Source organism: Streptomyces sp. NBC_00425, from assembly GCF_036030735.1.
GTDB lineage: Bacteria > Actinomycetota > Actinomycetes > Streptomycetales > Streptomycetaceae > Streptomyces.
Genome location: NZ_CP107928.1, coordinates 117,334 through 141,587, shown reverse-complemented (window position 1 = coordinate 141,587; position 24,254 = coordinate 117,334). Strand labels below are relative to the sequence as shown.

The 24,254-nt window shown below is 74.3% G+C and carries 7 protein-coding genes and 1 pseudogene; 6 read left to right on the top strand and 2 right to left on the bottom strand.

Translation table 11 applies throughout. From position 1 onward, the window contains the following. Nucleotides 1-78: 78 nt before the first annotated feature. Both OHS82_RS00425 and OHS82_RS00420 read right to left on the bottom strand, forming a co-directional pair. Nucleotides 79-378: a contact-dependent growth inhibition system immunity protein gene (locus OHS82_RS00425; protein ID WP_328436000.1), complete on the bottom strand. Its 300-nt coding sequence runs from the start codon at nt 376-378 to the stop codon at nt 79-81. 329 nt (nt 379-707) lie between these two features. Then, nucleotides 708-1,451: a 2OG-Fe(II) oxygenase gene (locus OHS82_RS00420; RefSeq protein ID WP_328435999.1), complete on the bottom strand. Its 744-nt coding sequence runs from the start codon at nt 1,449-1,451 to the stop codon at nt 708-710. Nucleotides 1,452-2,014: 563 nt separating this feature from the next. Between OHS82_RS00420 and OHS82_RS00415 the strand changes: the two genes are divergently transcribed. The 6 genes and pseudogenes from OHS82_RS00415 to OHS82_RS00390 all read left to right on the top strand — a co-directional run bounded on the left by OHS82_RS00415 (nt 2,015) and on the right by OHS82_RS00390 (nt 24,032). Then, a complete protein-coding gene (locus OHS82_RS00415) occupies nt 2,015-2,368 on the top strand; it encodes a hypothetical protein (protein ID WP_328432916.1) in 354 nt (117 codons plus the stop codon). 50 nt (nt 2,369-2,418) lie between these two features. Further along, nucleotides 2,419-2,998, top strand: a pseudogene (locus tag OHS82_RS00410) (transposase); the annotation flags it as partial. Nucleotides 2,999-3,405: 407 nt separating this feature from the next. Further along, nucleotides 3,406-4,185: a thioesterase II family protein gene (locus tag OHS82_RS00405; RefSeq protein WP_328432915.1), complete on the top strand. Its 780-nt coding sequence runs from the start codon at nt 3,406-3,408 to the stop codon at nt 4,183-4,185. Nucleotides 4,186-4,828: 643 nt separating this feature from the next. Next, a complete protein-coding gene (locus tag OHS82_RS00400) occupies nt 4,829-7,693 on the top strand; it encodes a helix-turn-helix transcriptional regulator (protein WP_328432914.1) in 2,865 nt (954 codons plus the stop codon). Between the two features lie 153 nt (nt 7,694-7,846). Beyond that, nucleotides 7,847-22,345, top strand: coding sequence for a type I polyketide synthase (locus tag OHS82_RS00395; RefSeq protein WP_328432913.1), 14,499 nt, complete (start codon nt 7,847-7,849; stop codon nt 22,343-22,345). 85 nt (nt 22,346-22,430) lie between these two features. Next, entirely contained in the window at nt 22,431-24,032 is a 1,602-nt protein-coding gene (locus OHS82_RS00390) for a DHA2 family efflux MFS transporter permease subunit (protein ID WP_057581199.1), read from the top strand. Nucleotides 24,033-24,254 lie beyond the last annotated feature (222 nt).

Here is a 24,254-nt window from a genome sequence, read left to right as displayed (position 1 = left end):
ACACGGCCAGGACCACGCCCACTCGTGCGGCAGCAGCCCTCGTAGGCAGGGCTATCGCACCGGCCCGCGCCGAAACGCCTACCGAGCCAGGAACCTCGCGGTCTCCTGCATCAAGGACTGCGGCAGATCGGTCAGCTCCGAGACGATCACGCCCAGCTCCCGGCCGAGCTCGGACCACTCATTCCAGACTGCTGGACTTCTGGTCAGAACGGCGGCCAGCAGATCGCCCTCGTACATGTCGCCCTCGGCCATCGGGTCGTCCCGCAGCACCTCCAGCGCGAGCGGCAGAAGATAAGCAAGTCCTACGTCCTGCCCGATCAGCAGACGCATGTCCTCGACGGTCAGCTCGCCGATCGGCCGACACCGAAGGGCGTGCACCGTCGCAACAAGGCGACTTGCCTCAGTCGACGGGGTCGGCCAACGGTCGCGCTCAAGCTCCTCCAGAGAGCGGTCACGGTCTACGAGTCGAGTCACCGGTCGATCGTCCCACGCCGCAGATCTCAAACGCGGTCTGAGACACCGTCTCCACCCAGTCGGTGTGGATCCTCCCGTTGGTCATGCTGCTCTCCCTGCCGTTCGGTGCGAGGGGATTCGATGCCCGGCCGCGGGCAGGGCCCGATGCCGCCCGGCCCGGAGGTGGGCGATCACGGCGTGCCGGACGTCGGTCTCTGGGGTGAGGGACAACGCGACGGTGGCCTTGCCGCTGCTCAAGGCACATCTACGGGCTCGTAGAGCACGTCGGTTCTGAGTATTGTTTTCGTACCCTCAAGAAGCGGGGCCGAGTCGTGAAGCGTTCGATGCCAGAAGAGGAGCGCATCGCCCGGTTCGGGGCGGTGGGCACTCAATATTTCCTCAGGCTTCGCGGGCCTCGGCCAGTCAGAGAAGTCGCGTTGCGCAAAGGGAAGATCATTCTGCTTATCGGCGATGAACCGCGTTTCTCCGCCCACGGCCTCATACGACAGGTAGACGACGACCGTCAGGAGAGTGCGCCTTCCGTCGGGGGCGAAATAGGGCGAATCGTAGTGCGGGACAATGAATCCGCCGTGTTCGTACGTGATGAAGCGCATACGCGGATTGACGGCTGCCGGCCTCCAGGGCCTTCCGTCCGAATCCGTCGGATCGTCCGATCCCACTTCAAGCGAGAGAAGCGTCCGCAGCCTGCGGTAGAATTCTGCCGCCAGGGATGTGGATTCGGCCGTGGCGCGGAGATGAGTGACCGGATCTCCCTCTGCGTAGTTGGCGGCAATGCCGTCTCGGCCTACTGGTGCAAAGCGCTGGGCGGCCAGTTCGGTCGTGAATGCCTCCACTTCGGCCGGAGTGAGGAAATGGCGAATCACCTTGGCGTTGGCCTTTGGGATCTCCGATTCGATCGGGGTCCATGAGGCATCGGCAGATATTCGGCTCAGCGCTTCTTCGGAGAGCTCAAAGGGATTTACCGGCATTTCGAACATGATCACTTCTCCGTGCTGGGGTCGTCGTTCATCCCAACGCGGCCGTGGGTCCCGCAGCCCGGAACTGCCGCGGGCAGCGCATTGAGGTGGACGGCGGGACCGCGGGCCACATACTTGTGCGCTTCGAGTCCGTGGAGGGACTCGAAGCCCCTGAAGTCAATGCCTGCAGGGAGCGGGGACCACTGGGCCATTATCGTCACAATGACGATATTAGGTCGGGGTGAGCCCACGAAGCAAGCAGGACGTACCCAACGCGGCGGAGAGGGCCGGGAGAAGGGGCGGGGACCGGCTCAGGGGACCACCGAGGCGAGGTAGTCCCACGCGGCGCTGGGCTGCTCCGTACCGCAGCGGCTGACGCCATCGAGGGCGTCGACCTTGCCGGGCACCGACGAGGTGCGAGTTCCCTCCGCGGGCGCCCTTCGCTCGCTAAGGGCTGTCCCGTAACTGCTGGTCATGCGACTGGCCAGGGAGTGGAAACTGCGTAGCTGCTGAGTTCGCGGTGCCGGTATCGTCCGGTCTCCCGACCCGTCGTACCGGTGCCCTATGTTCAGAGAGCGACGCAGATGACCATCCAGCAAGTAACGACGACCCTGTGGCGCCCCACCGGCCCCAAGGAACTGGATCTGGTTCGGAAGCTGAACTGGCGTGCCTGGCCACCCCGGCTGCCCGAGCAGCCGATCTTTTACCCGGTCCTCAACGAGGACTACGCCGTCAGGGTGGCGCGGGACTGGAACGTGAAGCACGACGGCACCGGTTTCGTCACTCGTTTCGAGGTCGAGTCGGAGTTCTTGAGGCGGTATCCCATCCAGCAGGCCGGCGGGCAGACGATCCTCGAGCTCTGGGTGCCAGCCGAGGAGCTGGACGACTTCAACGCCCACATTGTCGGCGAAATCCAGGTGGTTCACGAGTTCCGCTGAGGCGGGGGGCTTGCTGACCGAGCACGCTGGCCCGGTGCGATGATCCCGGCGTGGCTGGTGTCTTTACGGCGTCGGTGTCTTCCTGGACAGCGCCGTTCACCGGGCTGAGTCCGCGCCGGTTCAGCAAGATGATCACCGCTCTGCGGGGCGGGGGCGCGGACCCCGGGTGCGCGGAGGCGGGCCGCTGGCCCTGGTGCCTGCTGCTGGAAGACCGGGTGCTCCTCTGGTTGCCGCGTACCGGCGAACGCTGATCTGGCGCCGACTGGCCCCACTGTTCGGAGTGCCCGACTCGGCGGCCGACCGCGTCATCGACCGCCTCGGGCCCGTGCTCGCCCTCCGGCATGCAAGAGGTTGTGCAAGGAGACCGTGCTGATCGTGGACGGCGCTCTTGTCCCCGCCCGCGACCGCACCGTCGCCGAGCAGTCCGAGAACTACCGGTACTCCACCCACGACCAGGTCGTCATCGACGCCGACGCCCGGCTCGTGGTCGCCGTCGGCCGGCCTTGGCCCGGCAACCGCAACGACTGCACGGCATGGGAGCTGTCCGGCGCTAAAGACGCCGTCGGCAAGACCACGGTCATCGCCGATGGCGGCTACCGCGGCACGGGCCTGGTCATCCCGCACGTGCGCGTCGCCTGCGTCCGATCCGAAGGTCTCCGGCGTGAATTCCTCAGCCAGGCCCGCCGAGTACGTAGGCCACGACTCCGGTTCGTCCAGGGGTGGTTGCCCGTCACAGGAGCGGCGACGAGGGGTACCGGTGCCGTGCCGTCTCCTTGGCGGGATTCTCTTCAGCCCGGTGCCGGGTTGTTCGAAGACTGCGGTCCTGACGGGCGAGCGGTTTCGACGCGAGGTGTCTGCCGTTCTGCGGGACGCGGTGAGCGTTTCGTGTGGTCGACCCGCCCAGGCGTGCCGGGGCGCCCGGGTTGTTGCGGTGTGGGGTGTGGGGGGTGGGGGGTGTGGGGGTGCGGGTTGGTGGTGTGGTGTGTGGGTGTGTGGCGCTAGTGCGGCTTTATGGGGTGGTTCTACGGTCTGGGTGTATGAGGAGTGATGAGGGCAGTGCAGAGTTGTGGGTGCGGCGTTTTCATCCGGTTTCGGACCGGCGGGTGCGGTTGGTGTGTCTGCCGCATGCGGGTGGTACCGCGTCGTTTTTCTTCTCCTATTCGCGGGTCCTCGCGGCGTGTGCGGACGTGTTGGCTGTGCAGTATCCGGGGCGTCAGGACCGGCGGCATGAGCCTGCGCTGACGTCGGTGGATGCTCTGGTGGAGGAGATCTTCGACGTGTTGTGCCCGTTTGACGATCTGCCGTTGGTTTTGTTCGGTCACAGTATGGGCGGGATCTTGGGCTTTGAGATCGCGCGGCGGTTGGAGCGGGCGGGGCGGGCGCCGTTGGGTCTGATCGTGTCGGGGCGGCGCGCGCCTGACGTGTATGGCGGGGGCGATGTGCACACGCGTGGCGATGAGGCGTTGATCGCGGAGATGAGTGCGTTGTCGGGGACGGATCCGGGGGTGCTGGCCGATGAGGAGATCCTGCGTATGGTTCTGCCGGCGTTGCGCGCTGATTTCACCGCGATCGAGACCTACCGTTTCAGGCCTGACGGTCCGGGGGCTGCGCTGAGTTGTCCGGTGAGTGTCCTGACGGGTGAGTCCGATCCGCGGGTCGGTCTCGGGCAGGCCATGGCGTGGCGGGACTTCACCAGCGGTCCGTTCACGTTCCGCAGTTTCCCCGGCGGGCATTTCTTCCTGACGCCGCAGCAGGACGCGGTCACCGCGGCCATCGCCGAGGATCTCGGCCGGCTCGTCCAGCCCGCCGTCCGCTGAACCGCCCACGCCCTGACAGACCCCAGCCGCCACACGCCGCACGCCACACGCCGCACGCCGCACGCCACACGGCGCACGCCGCACGCCGCACGGCGCTCGGCAGCCGGCAGCCGGCAGCCAGCAGCCTGCGGCCGGCGTTCGGTGGACTCTGTCGCTGTCGTCGGCTGTCGCGCGGCGGTCGTTGAACCGCCCGCGCTCTGACAGCCCGCAGCCCGCAGCCCGCAGTCGGCGGCCGGTGCACGGCGGCCGGTGTTCGGTGGTTGGTGGACTCTGTCGCCGCCTGTCGGCTGTTGCGTGGGGCCGTGGTGGCTTTGGCCGGGTGACGCTGGCGCAGGGTCTGTGGGAGGCCGCCGGCCCGGGTAGCGGCGGCCCGTGCCGGGTGGTGGTGGCCCGTGGGGGGTGGCGGCGGCTGTACGGGGTAGTGGTGGTCGGGTCGGGTGGTGCTGGCCCGCGCTGGTGGCGGCTGTACGGGGTAGTGGTGGTCGGTGGTCGGGCCCGGGTGGTGGTCCGTGTTGGGTTGTGGTGGCGGTCCGTGTGGGGCGGGGGCGGGGGTTGGGTGGGGGTGGGGGAGTTGTTGCATGGCAGGTTGCGGTCAGCGTTGGTGGGCGTGGTGGGCGGGGTGGGTCTGCCTAGTCTGCTGTTCATGACACTGCTGGGCCGGGACGGGGAGCGCACGCGTATCGAGGGCGTACTGGATGCCTGTATGCGGGGCGCTTTCGGCGTCGTGCTGGTGGAAGGCGCTCCGGGCTGTGGCAAGTCGGCGTTGCTGGAGTACTGCGCCGACACGGCCCGACGTCGTGGGGCGCTCGTCGTGGACGCCGGCTGTGCGGCGCGTCCCGCCGTTCTGTCCGTGTCCGGCGGCACAGGCGGCCCGCGTGCCGCCGCGGTGTGGTGTCCCGACGACACGGACGACACGGATGACACGGATGACACGGGCGATACGGACGGTCCGCGCGCCGCGAGGGTGTGGTGTGTCGATGACACGGATGACACGGATGACACGGATGACGCGGGCGATACGGACGGTCCGCGTGCCGCGAGGGTGTGGTGTGTTGACGACGCGGGCCGCGCCGATGCCGTGTTCCAGGCCCGGCTGGCCGCTCTCGCCCGGTCCCGGCCGTGTGCCGGCGGGGAGGGCGGTCTGCTGCTCGTGCTCGCGGTCGACCTCACGCAGCCGCTCGGTACGGACTTGGAGGCGGTGTTGCTGGCGCATCCCGCCACGGTCCGGGTCCGGGTCGGCCCGCTGGCCCGCTCCGACACCGCACGTCTGCTGCGCCGCCACACCGGCGGGCAGGCGCCGGACACGCTGGTGGGCCGGGTGCATGACGCCAGCGGCGGCAATCCGCTGCTGGTGCGGGCCCTGCTCGGCGAGAGCGGATGCGATCCGCAGCCGGGCGGTCCCTTCGCCCGCGCCGTCGGCGTGTGCCTGCGGCGCTGTCCTGCTCCCGTCGCGCGTCTGGCCCGCGCGCTCGCCGTCCTGGGCGATCATGCGAGCGCAGTGCGGGCGGCGCGCCTGCTGCACACCTCACCCGAGAGTCTGGCGCCCGCTCTGGGCGCACTCGCCGCGATGGGCCTCACCCACGGCCACCGGCTGCGTCATCCGCTGGCCCGCACGGCGGCGTTGGCCGTCCTGCCGCCGGCCGCCCACAGGAGGCTGCACCGGCAGGCGGCCCGCGTCCTGCACGAGACGCAGGCCCGGGCGGACGCCGTCGCCGGCCTGCTGCGCGCCGCCGGCGACATCGACGAGGACTGGGCCGTGCAGGCCCTGCGCGAAGCGGCCCGTCAGGCCATGGCGGCCGGCGAGAGCGAACGCGCCGCCGCCTGCCTCCAGCTCGCCCACACCGCCTGCACTCACCGGGCCGACTCGCGTACCCGCACCGACATCGCTCTCCAACTCGCCGCTCTCACCTGGAAGATGAGCCCGGCGGCGGCCGAGGGCCACCTTGACGAACCCCTGGCCGAACTGCGCGTCGGCCGCCTCGCACCCGCCGCGGCCGCTTTTCTGGCCCGTCTCCTCACCGCCCAGGGACGCATCGAGGAAGCCGCCGAAGCACTGGCCCGCACACCCGGCGCCACCGTGCCGCGGGACCTGTTCGCGCTCCCGCCGGGCGAGAACCCCCCCTCGCCCGGCGGCGGACACCTTCCGCCCGGCGGGCACCTCCCGCCCGGCGGGCACCTCCCGCCCGGCGGCGGACACCCCTCGCCCGGCGGGCACCTTCCGCCCGGTGGCGGGCACCTTCCGCCCGGCGGTGCGCATCTTCCGCCGGGCGGTGCACACTTTGCGCCCGGTGGTGGGGATCTGCGTGTCTGTGCCGCGCTGTGGACGCACCCCGGCCATGACGACGACCCGCGCGACGCCGAGCGTTTCCTGGACACCGCTCCCGCCGGCCCCACCACCCACGACGCCCTCGCCCAGGCGTTACGCACCCTCATCCACACCGGCCGGCCGCGCCGCGCCGAAGCCTTCGCCCGCCGCCTGCGCGCACACGCCGCCCGGCACCGGGCCCCCGGCTGGCACGCCGTGTACGGGGCGCTGCAGGCCGAGGCGCTCCTGCACCTGGGCGACCTCGCCGGCGCCGAACAGGCCGCCGCCGAGGCCGTGCGGGCCGTCACCGGCCGCGGCGGCCGCTCACGCACCGCGCCGGCCGCCGTCCAGGTCATGGCGCTCACCGCCATGGGCCGCTACGAGGAGGCGGCACGCCACCTCGAACCCCTGGACGGCGACACCGTGCCGCACACCGTCCACACGCTGGCGCTGCTGCGCGCCCGCGGACAGTACCTCCTGGCCACCCACCGCGCCGAGGCCGCCCTGGACGCCTTCGGCGAGGCCGGCCGGCTCGCCGCCCGGTGGGGCCTTGACCGTCCCCGCCAGCACCCCTGGCGCACCGACGCCGCCGAGGCGCTCCTGCGCACCGGACGGCGCCACGAGGCCACCGCCCTGATCGCCGAGCAGCTGGCCCTGCCCGCCGGGAGGGGACCACGCCCGGACGGCGTCGCGCTGCGCCTGCGGGCGGCGACCGAAGCGCCCCGCGAACGGGCCCGCACCCTGGCCCGGGCCGCAACCGAACTCCGCGCCTGCGGCGACCGGCTGGAACTGGCGAAAGCCCTCGCAGACCTCGGCCGGGCCCTGCAGACCCTCGGCGAGGGCGCCCGCGCCGGCGCCCTCGTGCGGCGCGCCTGGACGCTGGCGGCGGACTGCGGGGCGAAACCGCTGTGCGAGGAGATACTGCCCGGCCGCCCCCCCGGCGCGCCGCCCCCCGGCCCGGGCGCCCCGGGCGAGGGCCGGGCCGGGCGGCTGAGCGCCTCGGAACGACGCGTCGCGGCGCTGGCCGCCGCCGGATACACCAACCGCGAGATCGCCGCCCAGCTGTTCGTCACCGCCAGCACCGTCGAGCAGCATCTCACCCGCATCTACCGCAAGCTGCAGGTGTCCCGGCGCCGCGATCTGCCCCTGGACCTCGACGCCGACGCCGCCATGCCGGTCCTGGCCTCACCGGCCCTGCCCTAGCGCCGCCGCCCCTCCCTGCGGCCCCGCAAGAGCGGCTTTAGCCCGGCTGACGAAGGTGACAGACCGGACAGCGGCATCGGACACGGGCGCGAAACCCCGCCCCGCGTGTGACGTGTGTGATTTCTGCGTGTGACGAAACGGAGACCGGGCATCGTGCTTTCTGAATCTGGCAGGCCGCACAACGAGCCGATCGCAGTGGTGGGTCTGTCGTGCCGTTTCCCGGGCGGGAAGAACCCAGCGGCGTTCTTCGACCTCCTCCTCGCGGGCGCGGAAGCGGTCGGCGACGTCCCCGCCGACCGCTGGAACGCCGACGCGTTCTTCAGCGAGGACCCTTCCGCGCCGGGCCGCGCCGTGGCGCGGCGCGGCGGGTTCCTCGACCGGGTCGACGGGTTCGACGCGCGTTTCTTCGGGATCTCGCCGCGGGAGGCCACCGCGATGGACCCCCAACAGCGCCTCGTCCTGGAACTGGCCTGGGAAGCGTTCGAAGACGCGGGAATCGTGCCGGCGACCGTCGCCGCGACCTCGGCCGGCGTGTTCGTCGGCGCGATGGCCGACGACTACGCGACCCTGTCCCGGCGCGCCGGCGCCGAGGCCGTCGACGCGTTCACCTCCACCGGCCTGGCCCGCAGCGTCATCGCCAACCGCGTCTCCTACCTGCTGGGCCTCACCGGCCCCTCCTGGGTCGTGGACTGCGGCCAGTCGTCCGCGCTGGTCGCCGTCCACCAGGCCTGCCAGGCACTGCGCCAAGGCGACGTCTCACTGGCCCTGGCCGGCGGCGTGAACCTGATCCTCGCCCCGGAGTCGCAGGTCACCGTCTCCAAGTTCGGCGGAATGTCGCCGCAGGGCCGCGCCTATGTCTTCGATGAGCGGGCGGAGGGTTATGTGCGGGGCGAGGGCGGTGGCCTCGTGGTGCTGAAGCGGCTCTCGGACGCGGTGGCGGACGGCGACGACGTGGTGTGTGTGATCGCGGGCGGCGCGGTGACCAACGACGGCGGCGGTGCGGGGCTGACGGTTCCTTCCGCGGCGGGTCAGGAGGAGGTGCTGCGTCTGGCGTATGCGGATGCGGGCGTCTTGCCTGCGGCGGTGGGTTATGTGGAGTTGCACGGGACGGGGACGCGGGCGGGCGATCCGGTGGAGGCGCGGGCGCTGGGCGCGGTGCTGGGCCGGGCCGAGGGCCGCGGGGAGCCGTTGCGGGTGGGGTCGGCGAAGACGAACGTGGGGCATCTGGAGGGCGCGGCGGGGATCGTCGGCCTGATCAAGGCGGCGCTCGCGGTGCGGCATCGGCTCATTCCGGCGAGCCTGCACTTCCGCTCGCCGGCTGCGGGCATCGACCTGCAGGAGCTGAACCTGCGGGTGCAGACCCAGACGGAGCCCTGGCCGCAGCACGACGACGCGGCCCCGGTGGCGGGTGTGTCCTCGTTCGGGATGGGCGGCACCAACTGCCACCTCGTCCTCACCGCCGGACCCGCCCGCCAGACGGACGCCCGGACCCGGCACACACCCGCCCCCAACGCCGACACCACCAGCCCCGACGGCAGCAGCAACGCCCACCCCGTCAGCACCCGCACCACCCCCGCCCGGACGGCCCTCGTGCCCTGGACCCTGTCCGCGAAGACATCTGCCGCGCTGCGCGGACAGGCCGCACGACTGGCGGAGTTCGTGCGGGAGAGCGAAGGCGACCCGGTCGGCTCGGTCGACTCGGTCGATCCGGTGGATGTGGGGTGGTCGCTGGCGGTGACGCGGTCGGTGTTCGAGCACCGGGCGGTGGTGCTGGGCGAGGGTCGTGAACAGCTCCTGGCGGGCCTGGACGCGCTGGCGGCCGGCAAGAGCGGCGCGGATGTGGTGCGGGGCCGCGCCACCGGCGCGGGCGGGCTTGCGGTGATGTTCTCCGGGCAGGGCAGCCAGCGTGCCGGGATGGGGCGGGAGTTGTATGCGGCGTTCCCGGTGTTCGCGCAGGCCTTCGACGCGGCGTGCGCCCACCTGGATGGGGAGCTGGGCCGGTCGTTGAAGGCGCTGGTGTTCGCGGAGGAGGGCAGCGCCGAGGCGGCGTTGCTGGAGGAAACCCAGTTCACGCAGGCGGCCCTGTTCGCGGTGGAGTCGGCGTTGTTCGCTCTGGTGTCGTCGTGGGGCGTGCGCCCGGACGCGGTGATCGGGCATTCGGTCGGCGAGGTTGCGGCGGCGTATGCGGCGGGGGTGTTCTCGCTGGCGGACGCGTGCCGGCTGGTGGCGGTGCGGGGCCGGCTGATGCAGGCCGCCCGGGCGGGCGGTGCGATGATCGCCGTCGCCGCGCCCGCGGCGGACGTGGCGCCGGTGGTGGCGTCGTTCGGGGGGCGGCTGGCGCTGGCGGCGGTCAACGGGCCTTCGGCGGTCGTCGTCTCCGGCGACGCCGACGCCGCCGGGGAGCTCGCGGAGCGTTTCCGGCAGGAGGGGGTGCGCGTCAAGCGTCTGGCGGTCTCGCACGCCTTCCATTCCCCGCACATGGACACCGCGGTCGCCCGGTTCGAGGAGGCCGTCGCCGGGATCGTGTTCCGTGAGCCGCGGCTCGCGGTGATCTCCAACGTCACCGGCGCCCCAGCCGGCGAAGGCGAGCTGACCGACCCGGGGTACTGGGCGGGGCACATCCGGGCGGCGGTCCGCTTCCACGACGGCGTCCAGGCCCTGCACGCGCGCGGGATCACCGCCTACCTCGAACTCGGCCCCGACCCCGTCCTGACCGCCCTGGTGAAGAACACCCTCGACACCCACACCGACACCGGCACCACAGGCAGCGTCACCGCGGTCGCGGTCTCGGTCCTGCACAGGGACAAGGACGAGGCCCGCACCGCCCTGCGGGCGCTGGCCGCCCTGCACGCCCACGGCATCGGCGCCGACCTCACCCCCCTCCTGCACGGGGGCAGCAGGGTCAAGCTGCCCACCTACGCCTTCCAGCACAAGCGGTACTGGATCGACACCGGCACCGGCACCGCCCCCGCCGCTCCCGCCGCTGCTGCCGCTGCTGCCGGTGCTGCGGCGGCCCCCGCGGGCCCCGGGGCCGCCGTCCCCGATGCCCTCGACGACTCGTACGACGGCGACGAGCCGGACACGGTGCTGGGCCAGTGGGCGGCGAGGATGCGGGGCCTGACCGGCGCTCAGGGCGACCGGCTCCGGGAGAAGCTGATCACCGATCTGGTGCGGCGGCACACGGCGCAGATCCTGGAGTACGAGTCGGCCGAAGCGGTCGATGCGGCCCAGTCGTTCCGCGACCTGGGCTACAACTCGCTGACGTCGGTGGAGCTGCGCAGCCGGCTGGCGGGCGACCTGGGCCTGTCCCTGCCGCCCTCGCTGGTCTACGACTACCCCACCCCCGAGGTCCTGGCCCGGCACATCGTCCGCGATCTCGTCGGAGCCCCCGACCCGCACGCCGTCGACGAGATCCTGTCCGGGCTGCCGGACGCCGTCGACGAGCCGCTGGCCGTGGTGGGCATGGCCTGCCGCTACCCGGGCGGCGTGACCTCGCCGGAAAGCCTGTGGGACGTGGTGTCCGCCGGCGTCGACGCGATCGGCGTCTTCCCCGACGGCCGGGGCTGGGACCTGGACGACCTCTACGACCCCGAGCGGGGCCGCTCCGGCAAGACGTACACGCGGCACGGCGGATTCGTCTACGACGCCGACATGTTCGACGCCGCCTTCTTCGGGGTCTCGCCCCGCGAGGCCGCGGCGATGGACCCCCAGCAGCGGCTGCTGCTGGAGACGGCGTGGGAGTCCCTGGAACGGGCCCGGATCGTGCCCGGCTCGCTGCGCGGCAGCCGCACGGGTGTCTTCGTCGGGGCGATGACGCCGGAGTACGGGCCGCGCCTGTACGAGCCCGCGGGCGGCTCGGAGGGCTATCTGCTCACGGGGACGACGGCGAGTGTGGCGTCGGGGCGTATCGCGTACACGTTGGGGCTTGAGGGTCCGGCGGTGACGGTGGACACGGCGTGTTCGGCGTCGTTGGTGGCGTTGCATCTGGCGGCGCAGTCGTTGCGTGCGGGGGAGTGCGCGCTGGCGTTGGCGGGCGGGGCGACGGTGATGGCGTCGCCGGGGATGTTCGTGGAGTTCTCGCGGCAGCAGGGCCTGTCGGCGGACGGCCGCTGCAAGGCGTTCTCGCAGGACGCGGACGGCACCGGCTGGGGCGAGGGTGTGGGGGTGGTGGTGCTGGAGCGGCTGTCCGACGCGCGCCGCAACGGCCACGAGGTTCTGGCGGTGATCCGGGGCAGCGCGGTCAACCAGGACGGCGCCAGCAACGGGCTGACGGCTCCGAACGGGCCGTCGCAGCAGCGGGTGATCCGCCAGGCGCTGGCGAACGCGGGTCTGTCGGGCGCGGACGTGGACGCGGTGGAGGCGCACGGCACGGGCACCAGGCTCGGCGACCCGATCGAGGCGCAGGCCCTGCTGGCCACCTACGGGCAGGAGCACACGCCTGAACAGCCGTTGTGGCTGGGGTCGTTGAAGTCGAACATCGGTCACACGATGGCGGCGGCCGGGGTCGGCGGTGTGATCAAGATGGTGATGGCGCTGCGGCACGGGGTCCTGCCGCGCACGCTGCACGTCGAGGAGCCGACGGCCCGGGTGGACTGGACGGCGGGAGCGGTGTCGCTGCTCGCGCGGGAGCGGCCGTGGCCCGAGGCCGGGCGGCCGCGCCGGGCGGCCGTCTCGTCCTTCGGGATCTCCGGCACCAACGCCCACCTGATCCTGGAACAGGCGCCCGGGCAGGAGACGACCGCCGACAACGCCGCCCCCGCCGCGCCCTCCGCCGCCACTGCTCCGGCCGATGCGGCCGCTGCCCCTGCACCGGCCCCTGCACCGGCCCCTGCGGCTGTGGCTGTGGTGCCGTGGGTGCTGTCGGCCAAGACCCCCGCCGCGCTGCGTGAACAGGCCGCCCGCCTGGCCGGGTTCGCCGCCGGGCACCCCGGCGTGGACGCGGCCGCCATCGGCTCCGCGCTCGTGCGTCACCGCACCGCCTTCGACCACCGTGCCGTGCTCGTCGGCGCCCACCGTGACGCCCTGGTCCGCGGCGCGAAGGCGCTCGCCGAGCCCGACTCGCCCGTCCAGGCCGCCGTGCAGGGCAAGACCGTGTTCGTCTTCCCGGGCCAGGGCTCGTACTGGCACGGCGTCGCGGCGCCCCTGTACGCCCAGGCGCCGGTGTTCCGGGCCCGGTTGGAGGAGTGCGCGCGGGCGCTGGCGCCGCATGTGGAGTGGGATCTGCTTCAGGTGCTGCTCGGCGAGGGCGACGCCGCGCTGCTGGAGCGGGTGGACGTCGTCCAGCCGGCGTTGTGGGCGGTGATGGTGTCGCTGGCCGAGCTGTGGCGTTCCCACGGGGTCGTGCCGGACGCGGTGGCGGGGCACTCGCAGGGGGAGATCGCCGCGGCGACCGTCGCCGGCGCCCTGTCCCTTGACGACGCCGCGCTGGTGGTGGCGCTGCGCGGCAGGGCGATCACCGGGATCGAGGGCGCCTGCGGCATGCTGTCCGTCGCGCTGCCCGCCGGCGCCGTGCGCCCCTACCTCGCCCGGCACGCCGACGACCTGGAGATCGCGGTCGTCAACGGGCCCTCGTCGACCGTCGTCTCGGGCACCACCGGCGCCCTCGACGAGCTGGCCCGGGCCCTGGAGGCCGACGGCGCGCGCTGGCGTCGCATCGCCACGACGTTCGCCTCGCACTCCCGTCACGTCGAGCCCATCCGCGAGCGCGTCCTCGACCTGCTCGCGCCGATCACCCCCCGCACGAGCGAGACGCCCTTCTACTCCACCGTCACCGGCGGCCCGATCGACACCGCCGGCCTGGACGCCGCGTACTGGTACCGCAACATGCGCCGGACCGTGGAGTTCGAGAAGACCACCCGGGCCCTGCTGGCCGACGGACACACCACCTTCGTCGAGTGCGGCGCCCACCCGGTGCTCGCCCAGGGCATGCAGGAGACCTTCGAGGACGCCGCACCCACCGCACCCGCCGGACATGCCGCACCCACCGCACCCACCGCACCCACCGCACCCACCGTGCACGCCGCACCCACTGCACCCGCCGGACATGCCGCACCCACGGCACACGCGGCAGAGGGGGCGGGCGGGGCGGGTGCGGCTGCGGCGGTGTCGGTGCCGACGCTGCGCCGCGGCCAGGGCGGCCTGGACCGTTTCCTCACGTCGCTGGGCCAGGCGTGGGAGCGCGGCCTGGACGTCGACTTCGCCCCGCTCCTGTCCTGGGACGGGGAGCCGGCCGATCTGCCCACCTACGCCTTCCAGCGCAGCCGGCACTGGCTGGAGCCCGCCCGCCGCACCGCCGACGTGCCGGCCGCGGGCCTGGCCGCCGCCGGACACCCGCTGCTGGGCGCGGTGACGGGTGTGGCCGGCACGCAGAGCGTGGTGCTGTCGGGGCGGCTGTCGCTGAAGTCGCACGGCTGGCTGGCCGATCACGCGGTGGCCGGGACGGTGCTGCTGCCCGGGACGGCGTTCGTGGAGATGGCGCTGCGCGCCGGCGACGAGGCGGGCTGCGACGTCCTGGACGAACTCACCCTGCAGGCCCCCCTGCCGCTGCCCGCCGCGCACGGCGTGCGGCTGCAGGTGGTCATGCAGGCGCCCGACGCGGCGGGTCGGCGCGCGGTCGCGGTGTACTCGCGGCCCGAGGAGGGCGCCCCCGACGACGACGAGGCGTGGACGTGCCACGCCACCGGTGTGCTGTCCGCGGACCCCGCCCCGCCCGCCGCGCCGGCCGCACCTGCGGGTGAGGGGCTGGTGTGGCCGCCGGAGGGTGCGCGGGCGGTGGATGTGGGCGGTCTGTACGGGGCGTTGGCGGGGGCCGGCTATGAGTACGGGCCGGTGTTCCAGGGGGTGGGCGCGGTGTGGCGCCGGGGTGCGGAGGTGTTCGCCGAGGTCGCTCTGGGGGAGGGGGAGCGGGAGGCGGTGGCGGGGTTCGGGGTGCATCCGGCGTTGCTGGACGCGTCGCTGCATGCCGGGCTGCTGCCGGCGGGAGAGGCGGCGGGGGAGGGCGCGGGCGGGCCGCGGCTGCCGTTCGTGTGGTCGGGTGTGCGTCTGCACGCGACGGGTGCGGCGGCGGTGCGGGTGCGGATCGTGCCGGCCGGCGAGAACGGGCTGGGCCTGGAGCTGTTCGACGAGGCCGGGCGTCCGGTCGCCTCCGTCGCCTCGCTCGCCCTGCGCGAGATCCCCGCGGAGCGGCTGCGGGCCGCGGCCGGCGACGACCTCGCCTCGCCCTACGTGGTCGACTGGAGCGAGCAGCCGCTGCCCGAGAAGGCCCGGCCGGGCGGCATCGCCGTGCTGGGCCCGGCCGGCGGCACGGCCGGCTTCCTCGCGGACAGCCTCGGCGTCCCCCGGCACGCGGACGTCGACGCCCTCCTGGCCGGCCTGCGGCAGGGCGCCGAACCGCCCTCCACGGTGCTGCTCGCGGCCGGTGACGGCACGGGCGCCACACCCCTGGCGCGCGTCCACAGCGCGACGCGGCACACGCTTGCGGAGATGCAGCGCTGGCTCGGCAGCCAGGAGCTCGCACCGGCCCGGCTGACCGTCGTCACCCGCGGCGCGGTGGCGACCGGTGACGGCGAGGACGTCACCGACCTGGCGGGCGCCGCCCTGTGGGGTCTGGTGCGCACCGCGCAGCGGGAGGAACCCGACCGGTTCACGCTCGTCGACCTCGACGAGCGCCCCCGCCCGGCCGGCGACCTGGCCCGGGCGCTGACCGCCGACGCCGAACCCCAGTACGCGGTGCGCGGCGCCACCGCCCGCGTGCCCAGACTGGTCAAAGCACCGGCACCGGCACCGGCATCAGTGCCGGCACCGGCACCGGCACCGGCATCAGTGCCGGCGTCGGTGTCCGGCCGGGCGTCCCGCCCGCTCGACCCGCACGGCACGGTGCTGGTCACCGGGGGCACGGGGACGCTGGGCGCGGTGTTCGCGCGGCATCTGGTGGTGGCGTACGGGGTGCGTCATCTGGTGCTGGTGAGCCGTCGGGGCGGGCAGGCGGAGGGGGTGGCCGGCCTCGTCGAGGAGCTGGGCGCGCTGGGTGCGTCGGTGCGGGTGGCGGCGTGTGACGTGGCGGACCGTCAGGCGCTGGCGGGGGTGCTGGCGTCGGTGGAGGCGGAGCATCCGCTGACGGCGGTGGTGCACACGGCCGGGGTGCTGGACGACGGCACGGTGACCGCGTTGACGCCCGAGCGTCTTGAGCGGGTGCTGCGGCCCAAGGCGGACGCGGCCTGGCATCTGCACGAGCTGACCGAGCACATGGACCTCGCCGCGTTCGTCCTGTTCTCCTCCGTCACCGCCACGCTCGGCAACCCGGGCCAGGCCAACTACACCGCCGCCAACGGCTTCCTCGACGGGCTCGCCCAGCACCGCCACGCCCACGGGCTGCCCGCCTGCTCCCTCGCGTTCGGACTGTGGGGCCAGGCCACCGGCCTGACCCGGCACCTCGACGACGCCGACCGCGCCCGGATGACCCGCGGCGGCCTGGCCGCCATGGACACCGAGGACGGGCTCGCCCTGTTCGACGCGTCGTGGGCGGCCGGCCGGCCGCTCGCCGTCCCGGCCCGCCTGGACACCGACGCCCTGCGCGCCGACGCGGCACAAGGACGCCTGCCCGCGCTGCTGCGCACGCTGATCCGGGTGCCGGCCCGCAGGAGCGCCCCGGCCGGCGGCGCGTCGTCCGAGGGGGCCTGGGCGCAGCGCATCGCCCGCCTGGCGATCGGCGAACGCGCGGGCGCCGTCGCCGCGTTCGTGCGCACCCATGTCGCCACCGTCCTGGGGCTCGAGGGGCCCGGCGCCATCGACGACCGGCGGGCCCTGAAGACCTACGGATTCGACTCGCTCGCCTCGGTCGAACTGCGCAACCGGCTGGCCTCGGCCACCGGCCTGACGCTGCCCGCCACCCTGGTCTTCGACTTCCCCACCCCGCAGGCCGTGGCCGGCTATCTGCTGGAGCGGGTCGCGGGCGAGGACACCGCCACCGCCCACACCGCCGCGGCGGCGGCCGTGCCGGTGCGGGTGCGGGCCGCGGACGACGACCCGATCGCCATCGTCTCGATGAGCTGCCGCTACCCCGGCGGCGTCACCTCGCCGCAGGAGCTGTGGCGGCTGGTCGCCGACGGCGTGGACGCGGTGGGGGAGTTCCCCGCCTCACGCGGCTGGGACGAGGCCGAACTGTACGACCCGGACCCCGACGCGGCCGGCAAGACGTACTGCCGCCGCGGCGGGTTCCTGCACGGCGCCGAGGACTTCGACGCCGAGTTCTTCGGGATCAGCCCGCGCGAGGCCCTGGCCACCGACCCGCAGCAGCGGCTGCTGCTGGAGACGGCGTGGGAGGCGTTCGAGCGGGCCGGGATCGACCCCGCGACCCTGCGCGGCAGCCGGACCGGCGTGTTCGCCGGCGTCATGTACAACGACTACGCCTCCCGGCTGCAGCCGGCGCCCGCCGGGTACGAGGGGTACCTCGGCAACGGCAGCATGGGCAGCGTCGCCTCCGGCCGCGTGTCGTACACGTTCGGTCTCGAGGGCCCCGCTCTCACCGTGGACACCGCGTGCTCCTCGTCGCTGGTGGCGCTCCATCTGGCGGCGCGGGCGCTGCGCGAGGGCGAGTGCACCCTCGCGCTGGCGGGCGGCGTCGCCCTGATGGCGACGCCCACCACGTTCGTGGAGTTCAGCCGGCAGCGGGCGCTGTCGCCCGACGGGCGCTGCAAGGCGTTCTCCGCGTCGTCCGACGGCACCGGCTGGGCGGAGGGCGTCGGCCTCATCCTGCTGGAACGCCTCTCGGACGCCCGCCGCAACGGGCACCGGGTGCTGGCCGTGATCCGCGGCAGCGCCGTCAACCAGGACGGCGCGTCCAACGGCCTGACCGCCCCCAACGGGCCCGCCCAGCAGCGCGTCATCCGCCAGGCCCTCGCCGACGCCGGCCTGACGGGCGCGGACGTCGACGCGGTCGAGGCGCACGGCACCGGCACCACCCTCGGCGACCCGATCGAGGCGCAGGCCCTGCTGGCCACCTACGGGCGCGAGCACACGCGTGAGGAGCCTTTGTGGCTGGGCTCGCTGAAGTCCAACATCGGCCACGCGCAGGCGGCCGCCGGGGTCGGCGGCGTCATCAAGATGGTGATGGCCATGCGCCACGAGAGGCTGCCGCGCACGCTGCACGTCGACGAGCCGACCCCGCACGTGGACTGGTCCGGCGGCACGATGGCGCTGCTCACCGAGGAACAGCCCTGGCCCGAGCGGGCGGGCCGGCCGCGGCGCGCGGCGGTCTCCTCGTTCGGCATCAGCGGCACCAACGCCCACCTCGTCCTCGAGCACACCCCCGACCCCACCCCCACCGGCCCCGGCACCGGGCCCGGTGTGTCCACCGCCACGGGCTCCGTCACCGCCGCCGGCGCGGAGCCCGCCGCCGGCTCCGGTGCGGGGCTGCTGGCGTGGGCGCTGTCCGCGCCCACCCGTGAAGGGCTGCAGGCCCAGGCCGCGCGTCTGCTGGCCCACCTGGACGGTGAGGGCGAGCCGCCCCGCGCGCAGGACCTGGCGCTGTCCCTGGCCACCACCCGCGCCCGTCTCGCCCACCGTGCCGTCGCGCTGGGCGCCGGCCACGGGGAACTCGTCGCCGCGCTGGCGGCGGCCGCCCGCGGCCAGGACACCCCCGACGTGGTCCTCGGCGCCGAGTCCGGCGGGGGCCGCACCGCCGTGATGTTCACCGGGCAGGGCAGCCAGCGTCCCGGCATGGGACGCGAACTGTACGCGGCGTTCCCGGTGTTCGCGCAGGCCTTCGACGCGGCCTGCGCCCGCCTCGACGCCGGGCTCGGCCGCTCGCTCAAGGAGCTGGTGTTCGCCGCGCCCGACAGCGCCGAAGCCGATCTGCTGGACCGCACCGAGTTCACCCAGGCCGCCCTGTTCGCCGTGCAGAGCGCGATGTACCGGCTGGCCGAGCACTTCGGGCTCGCCCCCGCCGCGCTGATCGGCCACTCCGTGGGCGAGGTGAGCGCCGCGCACGCCGCCGGCGTGCTGACGCTGGACGACGCGTGCACGCTGGTGGTGGCGCGGGGCCGGCTGATGCAGGCGGCCCGCGAGGGCGGCGCGATGATCGCGATCGGGGCCCGCGAGACCGACGTGGCCGCCCGCCTCGCCCGGCACGCCGGCCGGGTGGAGATCGCCGCGGTCAACGGGCCCCACGCCGTGGTGATCTCGGGCGACGCCGACGCCGCGGAGGAGGTCGCCGGACACTTCCGCGCCCAGGGCGCCAAGGCCCGCCGCCTCACCGTCTCGCACGCCTTCCACTCGCCCCACATGGACGGCGTCCTCGACGAGTTCGAGCGCATCGCCGGCGCCCTCGCCTTCCACGAGCCGCGCATCCCGCTCGTCTCCAACGTCACCGGACGCATCGCCGGGCCCGGCGAGCTGACCGACCCCGGCTACTGGGCGCGCCACATCCGCGCCGCGGTCCGCTTCGACGACGGCGTGCGCACCCTGCACCGAGAAGGCATCACCACCTACCTCGAACTGGGCCCCCACCCCGTGCTCACCGCGATGGTCCGCGACGCCCTCGAAGACGCCGGCCAGGCCCCCGCGGCGGCCGCCGCCCTGCGCGCCGGCCGCCCGGAGGAGCACACCTTCCTCACCGCGCTCGCCGTCGCCGACACCCACGGCGCCCCCGTCGACTGGACGGCGCTGCTCGCCGGGCGCCGCGCCCGCGTCGTCGACCTGCCCACCTACGCCTTCCAGCGCAGCCGCTACTGGCTGCCGACACCGCACGCGCCCCGCGACGTCGCGGGCGTGGGCCAGGACGCGCCCGGCCACCCGCTGCTCGGCGCCCTCGTCGAACTCGCGGACGGCGAGGGGCTGGTGTTCACCGGCCGCCTCGCCCTGGCCGACCACCCCTGGCTCGGCGACCACGTCGTCGCGGGCGCCGTGGTGCTGCCCGGCGCGGCCCTGGCCGACCTGGCCGTCCGGGCGGGCGACCAGGCCGGCTGCACCACGGTCGACGACCTCACCCTGGAAACCCCCCTGGTGCTGCCCGAGCACGGCGCACTGCGCCTGCAGGTCACCGTCGGCGACCCCGACGACGCGGGCCGCCGCCCGTTCGCCGTCCACACCCGCGCCGACACCGCGCCGGGCGGCGACGGCGCGCCCTGGACCCGGCACGCCACCGGACTGCTCGGCACCGACCACACCGCCCCGCCCGCCGCCGGGGACGGGGCCTGGCCCCCGCCCGCAGCGGCAGCCCTCGACCTGCCGGCGCTCCACGAGCGCCTGGAGAGCGCCGGGCTCTTCTACGGGCCCGCCTTCCAGGGCGTGCACGCCGCCTGGCGCCTCGGCGAGGAGATCTACCTCGACGTCCGGCTGCCGGACGCCGAGGCCGCCGACGCCCACCGCTTCGGCATCCACCCCGCACTCCTGGACGCCGCGCTGCGCCCGCTGGCACTCGGCGGCCAGGAACAGCGGCCACACGACGCCGTCCCCGGCACGGGAGGCGACCGCATCCACATCCCGTTCCTGTGGAGCGGCGTCACGCTGTACGCGAGCGGCGCCCGCGCCGTCCGGGTCCGCATCGCCCCGGCGCAGGCCGAAGGCGCCGTCCGCCTCGACATCACCGGCCCCGACGGCGCGCCGGTGGCCCGCGTCGACGCGCTGACCGTGCGGGCGCTGCCCGCCGGGCGCCTCACCGGCCGCGGCGCGGACGGCGGCGCGGACGGCGGCCTGCTGCAGGTGCACTGGAGCGAACTCGCCGACCTGGGCGCGGCGCCCGCCGGCCCCGCCCCCGCCGAGCGGTGGGCCGTCCTCGAAGGCCGCTGCGCGGCGCGGACGGCCGCCCTCCTGCACGCCGACGGCGCGGGCCCCGCCCCGCTGCGGGAGCCCGCGCCCGCAGGCGGCGCCGCACCCGGCGTCCTGGTCGCCGACGCCGTCACCGCCACCGCCACCGCCGGCGCCGCGACGCCGCCCGACGCCGCCCGCGCCGCGCTCGCCGACGCCCTCGCGCTGCTGCAGACCTGGCTCGCCGAGGAGGCCTGGGCCGACAGCAGACTCGTCCTGCTGACGCAGGGCGCCTGCGCGGCGAAGCCCGGCGAGACGGCCGACCCGGTCGCCGCCGCCGTCAGCGCACTCGTGCGCACCGCCCAGTCCGAGAACCCCGGCCGCATCGTCCTGCTCGACCTGGACGGCAGCGAGGCCTCCGCGCGCGCCGTGCCCGCCGCCGTGACCCGGGCCCTGGCGGGGGACGAGCCGCACCTCGCACTGCGCGAGGCCGTGGCCTACGCACCCCGGCTGACGGCCGCCGCGACGGCCGACGACACAAGCCCGCCGCGCCCCATCGACCCCGACGGCACGGTCCTGGTCACCGGCGCCACCGGCTTCCTCGGCCACCTCATCGCCCGCCACCTCGTCACCGCACACGGCGTACGGCATCTGCTGCTGGTCAGCAGGCGCGGAGCCGACGCACCCGGAGCGCCCGAACTGGGCGCCGCACTGACCCAGCTGGGCGCCACCGCCCGCTTCGCCGCCTGCGACGTGGCCGACCGCGCCGCCGTGCAGCGGCTGCTGGCCGACGTCGGCCCCGCACACCCGCTGACGGCCCTCGTGCACACCGCCGGCGTCCTCGACGACGGCGTCCTGACCGCCCTGACGCCCGAGCGCATCGACACCGTGCTGCGGCCCAAGGCCGACGCCGCATGGCACCTGCACGAACTGACCCGCGACCTCGACCTGTCGGCGTTCGTGCTGTTCTCCTCGATCGCCGCACCCCTGGGCACCCCCGGCCAGGCCAACTACGCGGCGGCCAACGCCTTCCTCGACGCCCTCGCCCTGCACCGGCACGCCGCCGGACTGCCCGCCCAGTCACTGGGCTGGGGCCTGTGGGGCGACGACGCGGGCATGGCCCAGGAACTCGCCGAAGCCGACCTGGCCCGCCTCGCCCGCACCGGCATCGCCGCGATGTCCGGCGCCGACGGGCTCGCCCTGTGGGACGCCGCCCTGCGCACCCCGCACGCCCAGCTCACACCGGCCCGCCTCGACGCGGGCGCCCTGCGCGCCCAGGCCGCCGCCGGCCGGCTGCCCGCACTGCTGCGCGCCCTGGTGCGCACCCCGCCGCGCCGCGCCGGCGCAGCCTTCGGCGGCCCGCCCGCCGGCGAGCGGCCGCTGCCCGAGCGGCTGGCGCCGATGACGCCCGAGGAACGCCAGAAGACCGTCCTGCACCTGGTGCGCACCGAAGTCGCGGGCGTCCTCGGCCACGCCGACGCCCGCCGCCTCGAAGACGAGCGCAGCTTCCAGGAACTCGGGTTCGACTCGCTCACCGCGGTCGAGCTGCGCGACCGGCTCACCGCCGCGACCGGCCTGCGGCTGTCCGCCACCCTCCCCTTCGACCACCCCACGGCCACCGCCCTCGCCGCGGAGCTGCTGGGCCGCCTCGCCCCCGCAGACGCCGCGCCGCCCGCCCCGCTGACCGAGGCCCTCGACCGCCTCGAGACGGCACTGGCCCAGGCCGCCGCCGACGGCGGCGCAGACCACGACCGCGACGGTGTCGGCGGCCGGCTCGGCGAACTGCTGCGCCGCTGGCACAGCGGGCACCGGCCGCCCGCCGCGGACGGCGACGACCTCCGGTCGGCCACCGACGACGAACTCTTCTCGGCGCTCGACGACGAGTTGGGGCTCGCGGACGCCGAATGAACCCCAGAAAGCGGGTCATTGACAAGTTTGGGTCAGTGTCCCGAAAATTTAGTGAGCCACTCAGGTGGACGGACAAGGAGCATCGGTGAGGAAACTGCGCGGGAATCCGTGGGCAGTCCTGGTGACCATGGGGCTCGGGTTCTTCATGACCCTGCTCGACCTGACCATCGTGAACATCGCGATCCCCGACATGATGGACCGGCTCGGCTCGTCCCTCGACCAGGCCCTGTGGGTCGTCAGCGCGTACGCCCTCGTGCTCGCCGTCACCCTGATCACCTTCGGCCGGCTCGGCGACCTGCGCGGACCGCGGACCCTGTTCATCGCGGGCGTCACGCTCTTCACGCTGGCCAGCATCGCCTGCGGCCTCGCGGGCACCCCCGGCCTGCTCATCGCCACCCGCGCGGTGCAGGGACTCGGCGCGGCCATGATGGTGCCGCAGACCATGGTGCTGATCATGGCGGTGTTCCCGGCCGAACGGCGCGGCACCGCCATGGGCGTGTGGGGCTCGATCGCCGGCGTCGCGACCCTGTCCGGCCCGACCCTGGGCGGATTCCTGGTCAGCACGGTCGGCTGGCGCTGGATCTTCTTCATCAACGTGCCGATCGGCGTCGCCGTCGTCGTGCTGACCCTCCTGCTGGTGCCCGACATCAGGCCCGCCCGCGCCCACCGGTTCGACCTTCCCGGCGTCCTCGTCGCCACCGCCGCACTGTTCTGCCTCGCCTTCGGCCTCCAGGAGGGCGAGCGCTACCACTGGAACGCGGGCATCGTCGCCCTCATCGCCGGCGGCCTGGCCCTCGTCGCGGTGTTCGTCCTGCACCAGCGGCGCCGGCAGAACGACGAGCCGCTGGTGCCGTTCGCGCTGTTCCGCGACCGCAACTTCACCGTGATGACCACGATCGTCGCCCTGATCTCCATGGCCCTGCTCGGCCTGGTGCTGCCGATGAACATCTATCTGCAGTCCGTGCTCGGCATGAGCGCCGTCCAGGCCGGCCTCACCCTCGCGCCGTCCCCGATCCTGTCGATGACCACCGCGCCCTTCGCGGGCCGGCTCTCGGACCGCATCGGCGGCAAGAACGTCCTGCTCTTCGGCCTCGTCATCTACGGCACGGGCATCTGCCTCGTACTGCTGCTCGCCGGCGCCGACAGCTCCTGGTACACCTTCACCCTGCCGATGGCCGTGGTCGGCCTGGGCACCGGCTGCCTGCTCGCGCCGATGTCGAGCGAGGCGATGCGCAACGTGCCGCCGCAGCTGGCCGGCGCGGCCTCGGGCCTCAACAACACGATCCGGCAGATCGGTTCGGTCCTCGGCGCCTCCGTCGTGGGCGCCGTGCTGCAGAGCCGGCTCACCGCGAACCTGCACTCCCAGGCGCAGGCCCGCGCCGCCGAACTGCCCCCGGCCTCCCGCGACGGCTTCGTCGGCGCCTTCTCGCACGGCGACACCCCCGACGCCGGCGCACTCCAGGCGCTCGCCGCCGACCTGCCCGCGCAGAGCGCGGACCGCCTCGGCAAGCTGGCCGGCGAGGTCTACGACCAGGGATTCGTGGCCACCATGCACGCCTCGCTCGTCCTGCCGCTCAGCGCCGTCGCCGTCGCCGCGGTGCTGTGCACGCTCGCCCACAACCATCTGAGCCGCAAGACGGCCGCCGCCCCGGCGCCCGTCACGACGGAGCCGGAGCCCAGCCGCTGACGCCCCGCCGGCCGTAGCCGCCCCACCCGCCCGCCCCCGATCCCCGGCTCCCGCGGACATCCCCCGCCGCGGGAGCCGGAACGCCACAGGGCGCGGTGTCCGAGAAGGACACCGCGCCCTGCAGCATGCGGGGGAGGAGGGACGGGACCCGCCCTCCCCACCCCTCGCCGCCCCCGAGCCGGCAAACACCGTCACCACCCCGCCGCCCGCCGCCCGCCCGGG

Bases quoted from the DNA above. Each gene is read 5' to 3' on its own strand.
- OHS82_RS00420 (WP_328435999.1), bottom strand. From the start codon at position 1,451: ATGTTCGAAATGCCGGTAAATCCCTTTGAGCTCTCCGAAGAAGCGCTG.
- OHS82_RS00415 (WP_328432916.1), top strand. From the start codon at position 2,015: ATGACCATCCAGCAAGTAACGACGACCCTGTGGCGCCCCACCGGCCCC.
- OHS82_RS00405 (WP_328432915.1), top strand. From the start codon at position 3,406: ATGAGGAGTGATGAGGGCAGTGCAGAGTTGTGGGTGCGGCGTTTTCAT.
- OHS82_RS00400 (WP_328432914.1), top strand. From the start codon at position 4,829: ATGACACTGCTGGGCCGGGACGGGGAGCGCACGCGTATCGAGGGCGTA.